This is a genomic window from Paludibacter sp. 221, assembly GCF_010501035.1.
GTDB lineage: Bacteria > Bacteroidota > Bacteroidia > Bacteroidales > Paludibacteraceae > QVMH01.
Genome location: NZ_QVMH01000089.1, coordinates 1 through 5,329 on the forward strand (window position 1 = coordinate 1; position 5,329 = coordinate 5,329).

General features: G+C 38.1%; 5 protein-coding genes. All 5 read left to right on the forward strand.

Translation table 11 applies throughout. The features are described from left to right. Positions 1 to 300 precede the first annotated feature (300 nt). The 5 genes from panC (at position 301) to D0T49_RS12790 (ending at position 5,194) form a co-directional block, all read left to right on the forward strand. Positions 301 to 1,143 carry a pantoate--beta-alanine ligase gene (gene panC / locus D0T49_RS12770; protein ID WP_163632299.1) on the forward strand — a complete coding sequence of 281 codons (843 nt, stop codon included), beginning with the start codon at positions 301 to 303 and terminating at the stop codon, positions 1,141 to 1,143. A gap of 318 nt (positions 1,144 to 1,461) precedes the next feature. Beyond that, on the forward strand, positions 1,462 to 1,812 hold the full coding sequence (gene panD / locus D0T49_RS12775) for an aspartate 1-decarboxylase (RefSeq protein WP_163632302.1): 351 nt from the start codon (positions 1,462 to 1,464) through the stop codon (positions 1,810 to 1,812). 7 nt (positions 1,813 to 1,819) lie between these two features. Next, on the forward strand, positions 1,820 to 2,413 hold the full coding sequence (hisH, locus tag D0T49_RS12780; RefSeq protein WP_163632305.1) for an imidazole glycerol phosphate synthase subunit HisH: 594 nt from the start codon (positions 1,820 to 1,822) through the stop codon (positions 2,411 to 2,413). A 46-nt stretch (positions 2,414 to 2,459) separates the two neighbouring features. After that, the gene (gene tgt / locus D0T49_RS12785) at positions 2,460 to 3,590 is read left to right on the forward strand and encodes a tRNA guanosine(34) transglycosylase Tgt (RefSeq protein ID WP_163632308.1); all 1,131 of its coding nucleotides are present in this window, start codon (positions 2,460 to 2,462) and stop codon (positions 3,588 to 3,590) included. A 503-nt stretch (positions 3,591 to 4,093) separates the two neighbouring features. Then, entirely contained in the window at positions 4,094 to 5,194 is a 1,101-nt protein-coding gene (locus D0T49_RS12790) for an LptF/LptG family permease (RefSeq protein ID WP_163632311.1), read from the forward strand. Positions 5,195 to 5,329: the final 135 nt, after the last annotated feature.

Genomic DNA, 5,329 nt, shown 5'->3' on the forward strand with positions numbered 1-5,329 from the left:
GAAAAAATTGTTTTTTACAACAGTATCTTTTTCAGCTATAGGAAAAAGTAAAAGCTTGTCCGGCTCGAGGACAAAAGTATAAAGCAATGAGAATATAAAAACTCTCCCTAAATCCCTCTCTCAAAGAGAGGGACTTTGAGAGCGAGAAACGAAAGAGCAGTATCTGATGAATTTGGAGATTAGAATGTAATTTTGATGCGGTTACCCTATATTTTAAACTCTTTATTCGTTGTTGTAAATAAGTTTTACTAATTTTGCACCCGGTTTTCTTCTTTTTTATATAAAAGAAATAAATTTTTGATGAAAATAATCAAGACCAAAAAAGAGTTGCAGGCTGAAATAGAGCAACTTAAATCTGCAAAAAAAACTATTGGCTTTGTTCCTACCATGGGGGCGCTTCATGCCGGACACATCGCTTTAGTTCACCGCTGTGTTTCTGATAACGATTGCTGTGTAGTAAGCGTATTTGTAAACCCTACCCAGTTTAACAATCCGGACGACTTAAAAAAATATCCAAGAGATTTGAAAAAAGATGTAAGCCTGTTGGAAGCAGCAGGTGTTTGTCTTGTTTTTGCTCCCGAAGCGGATGAAATGTACAGTGCTGAGGAAATAAACACTTGTTTCGATTTCGATTTCGGAGGGTTGGATAAAGTGATGGAAGGTAAATTTCGTCCGGGACACTTCAACGGTGTAGTACAGGTTGTAAGCAAACTTTTTAGCTTGGTAAAACCCGACAGGGCTTATTTTGGCGAAAAAGATTTCCAGCAACTGGCTATTATTCATCGTATGACCGAATTGATGGATTTCCCTGTCCGTATAGTTGATTGCAGTATCGTAAGGGAGCCAAGTGGGCTGGCAATGAGTAGCCGCAATGAGCGTTTGACTGATGAACAAAGGAAAAAAGCGGCGAAAATATCCGAAGTTTTATTTGAAAGCCGTAACTTTGTGTCTGCTAAGTCACCGAAAGAACTGGCTGCGTGGGTTGTTGATAAAATAAATGCTGTAGATGGCCTGAACGTTGAATATTACGATATTGTAGATGCCGTAAACCTGACCGGCATCGAAGAGTGGAACGATAATTGCATTGGTTGTATAGCGGTTTTTTGTGGCGATGTAAGGCTTATTGATAATATTCGCTATTAAATACTATGAATATCCGTTTTAGCACCTAAATTCTTTTTTTTCGCCGGACCGACATTGTCCGGTGAGCCGAAAAATAAGAGCAGACGGCGTTAAAAAATCTTCCCTGTTTNGAAGCGGGCAGAGTCTTGATTTTTTTGCTTCGTTTTTGCATCAAGGCAAAAATGAAGTGGGGTCACAGGGGCAAAGCCCCTTAAAAAGCACTTATTTATCAATTAGGAAAAAACAACGGATAATCGTTTAAATAAAACATATCAAATAGCTAAGCTATTAATTTGTAAGAATTTTAAAAATAAATTTATAAATCAACGGATTAAAATTATGTTGATTCACGTTTTAAAATCCAAAATACACCGGGTTACTGTAACAGAGGCAAATCTGAATTACATCGGGAGTATAACTATTGACCAAGACTTGCTTGATGCAGCCAACATTTTACCTAACGAGCGTGTAAGCATTGTTAATAATAATAATGGTGAGCGTTTTGATACCTATGTTATTTCGGGCGAGCGTGGTTCGGGCATGATATGCCTTAATGGTGCTGCTGCCCGAAAAGTGCAGCCGGGGGATATAATTATCATCATTGCTTATGGCATAATGAGCGAGGAAGAAGCCAAAACATATAAACCGGTAATTCTTTTTCCGGATACGGAAACTAACAAACTGGTTTAGTCTTAAGGTGAAAGTAGTAATAATAAAATATAATGCCGGTAATGTACGTTCAGTGCTTTTTGCATTGGAACGTATTGGCGTCGACGCCATTGTTACTGACGACCATGATGAAATACGTAAGGCCGACAAAGTTATCTTTCCGGGAGTTGGGGAAGCATCTTCGGCTATGAAATATCTGAAGGAAAGAGGACTCGACAAGTTGATACTGTCGCTAAAGCAACCCGTTTTAGGTATTTGCCTGGGAATGCAGTTGATGTGCTCCCGCTCCGAAGAAAGTAACACTAATACTGAATGTCTGGGTATTTTCGAACAGGAAGTGAAAAAATTTCCGGACAACCAAAGTTTTAAAGTCCCGCAGATAGGGTGGAACAATATATGCGGTTTAAAATCAGGCCTCTTTAAAGATATTCCGGAAAACTCTTACATGTATTTTGTACATGGGTATTATGTAGGAAACGGAGAAGGCACTATAGCGAAAACCAATTATATTCTTGATTATAGTTCGGCACTGAACAAAGACAATTTCTATGCAGTGCAGTTTCATCCTGAGAAATCGGGTGAGACAGGACAAAAAATCCTTGAAAATTTCATTAAAATGTAATTTCTAACTATTTATATGTTTTAATGGACTTACGAATAAGTTTAGAATGAATTTTGATATACAGCATAACGACTTAAATTCACAGGCAAGAGCCGGAATTATTACAACAGACCATGGCGTTATTGAGACGCCTATTTTTATGCCTGTTGGTACTGTGGCATCTGTAAAGGCAGTGCATTTTCACGAATTGAGAGACGATATAAAAGCGCAGATTATTCTGGGTAATACTTATCATCTGTATTTGCGTCCTGGTATTGATACGCTCGAAAGGGCAGGAGGGCTTCATAAATTTAATGGTTGGGACAGGCCTATCCTGACCGATAGCGGAGGCTTTCAGGTTTTTTCTCTTACCGGAAACCGTAAACTGAACGAAGAAGGTGCTGTTTTCCGCTCGCATATTGATGGAAGCAAGCATGTTTTCACTCCCGAAAATGTAGTTGATATTCAACGTTCTATAGGTGCCGATATTATGATGGCATTTGATGAATGTACTCCGGGAACAGCAGATTACAATTATGCTAAAAAGTCGATGGAATTAACACACCGATGGTTGAAACGAGGTTTGCAGCATTTCAGGGAAACTGAACCGAAATATGGTTATAATCAAACGTTTTTCCCCATTGTACAAGGTTGTGTATATCCCGATTTACGTCGAGAGTCGGCTAAATTCATATCAGACCAAAGTGGCGAAGGAAACGCTATAGGCGGGCTTGCAGTGGGTGAACCTACCGAAAAAATGTATGAAATGATAGAAGTGGTAAACGAAATACTCCCAAAGGACAAACCACGTTATCTGATGGGTGTGGGGACACCACAAAATATATTGGAAGCCATCGAACGCGGTGTTGATATGTTTGATTGTGTTATGCCTACCCGCAATGGACGTAATGGGATGCTTTTTACCTCACAAGGCATTATGAATATGCGTAACGAGAAGTGGAAAAATGATTTTTCGCCACTTGATGAAAACGGCACTTCTTATGTAGACCAGTCATACTCAAAAGCATACCTGAGGCATCTCTTTATAAGTAAAGAGCTGCTGGCTATGCAAATAGCCTCTATTCATAATCTTGCTTTTTATCTGTGGCTCGTAGGCGAAGCGCGAAAACATATTTTTGCAGGCGATTTTAGTTCATGGAAGAGAGAAATGGTGGAAATACTGGGCCGCAGGTTATAATTTCGCCTCAAAAAGCATAAGAAAATATAAGAAATTCAAGCATTTTCATATAATTAGAAATAAGATTTATATTTTTGGATAAGCAATTTGAGGATATTTAGTAACAATTATCTTCAAGTATTTTAAGTTACTTTCGTAGCCATAGCTAATCTTTCCGCCTCAGCTGGTGAGCGTTAAGAAATTCAGCGTAACGAAGCGTTAAACAGGATTTGCTGTTTGACGACCAACGGGAGGAGTTTCAAAGCCTGTAGCNTTAGCGAAGCAGGTGTAGCGGTGGCTTTTTTGTTTACTTTTTCAGCTATAGGAAAAAGTAAAAGCCCGTCCGGCTTGAGGACAAAAGAATAAAGCAATGAGAATATAAGAACTCTCCCTAAATCCCTCTCTCAAAGAGAGGGACTTTGAGAACGAGAAACGAAAGAACAATATCTGATGAATCCAGTGATTAAAATTTGATTTTGAAGTAGTTACCATAAAGTAAATTATTCATACCTTCTTACGAAAGAATGCAAATAAGCTATCAGACATTCGGATTAAAACGTATTGATACATACATTATCAAAAAGTTTCTGGGCACATACTTTTTTTCCATTGTGCTTCTTCTGAGTATTGGTATTGTGTTCGACCTCACCGAAAAACTTGACGATTTCTACGAAGGAAATGCGCCTTGGAGTGCTATTATTTTTGATTATTATCTGAACTTTATTCCTTATTATATGAATATGTTCAGCTCGCTGTTCACGTTCATCTCAGTAATATATTTTACTTCCAAGATGGCAACGAATACCGAGATAATAGCTATTCTGGCCGGAGGGATAAGTTTTTTCAGGTTCATGCGTCCATATTTTATTTCTGCATTCATAATTTTTGCAATTACCTTTGGATTAGGAGGTTATGTAATTCCTAACTCTACAAAAAAAATGCTCGAATTTGAACGGAAATATATTAAGAATTACAAAAAAGAGAATGTGCGGAACGTTCAGATGGAAATAGAGCAGGGCGTTATTTTATACGTAGAGCGGTATGAAATGAGCACAAACAAAGGTTATCGGTTCTCATTAGAAAAATTTGATGGCAAACATCTGACCTCGCGTCTTACTGCCGAAACCATATCGTGGGATTCTGCTTATAATTGGAAAGTCAATAAGTATCTGAAGCGTGATTTCGACGGTATGCATGAATACATAACCCGTGGAGAATCGTTGGACACGGTAATAATGATTCAGCCTGATGAGTTTTTTATTACTGCACAAGAAGCCCCACAGATGACAAATAATGAACTAAAAGCATATCTGGATAAGCAAAAAGGACGCGGAGTAGGAAATATACAGGTTTTTGAAGATGAATACTATAAACGCTTTGCTACACCTATAGCCGCTTTTATAATGACGTTGATGGGAGTGTCTCTCTCTTCGAGGAAAGTGCGCGGGGGTATGGGGCTGAATCTCGGAATTGGCTTGGGGCTTAGTGCGCTATATGTTTTATTTTCAACCATGTCCACATCATTTTCCGTAAACGGAAGTATGTCGGCCGCAATGGCTGTATGGTTGCCAAACATTGTGTTTCTCGTAATAGGATTGTTCCTATACATACGAGCACCTAAATAAAGAAGAAAAAAGATTTTTTGTTTCAAGAAAATTATTAATACGTTTTTTCCTATAATCTACATTATGTAAAATAGTATAAATTTAATTTATGTAGACCTTATATAACATGCACCCTACTATATTACATATTGAGAC

Bases quoted from the DNA above. Each gene is read 5' to 3' on its own strand.
- D0T49_RS12790 (WP_163632311.1), top strand. From the start codon at position 4,094: ATGCAAATAAGCTATCAGACATTCGGATTAAAACGTATTGATACATAC.
- panD (WP_163632302.1), top strand. From the start codon at position 1,462: ATGTTGATTCACGTTTTAAAATCCAAAATACACCGGGTTACTGTAACA.
- tgt (WP_163632308.1), top strand. From the start codon at position 2,460: ATGAATTTTGATATACAGCATAACGACTTAAATTCACAGGCAAGAGCC.
- panC (WP_163632299.1), top strand. From the start codon at position 301: ATGAAAATAATCAAGACCAAAAAAGAGTTGCAGGCTGAAATAGAGCAA.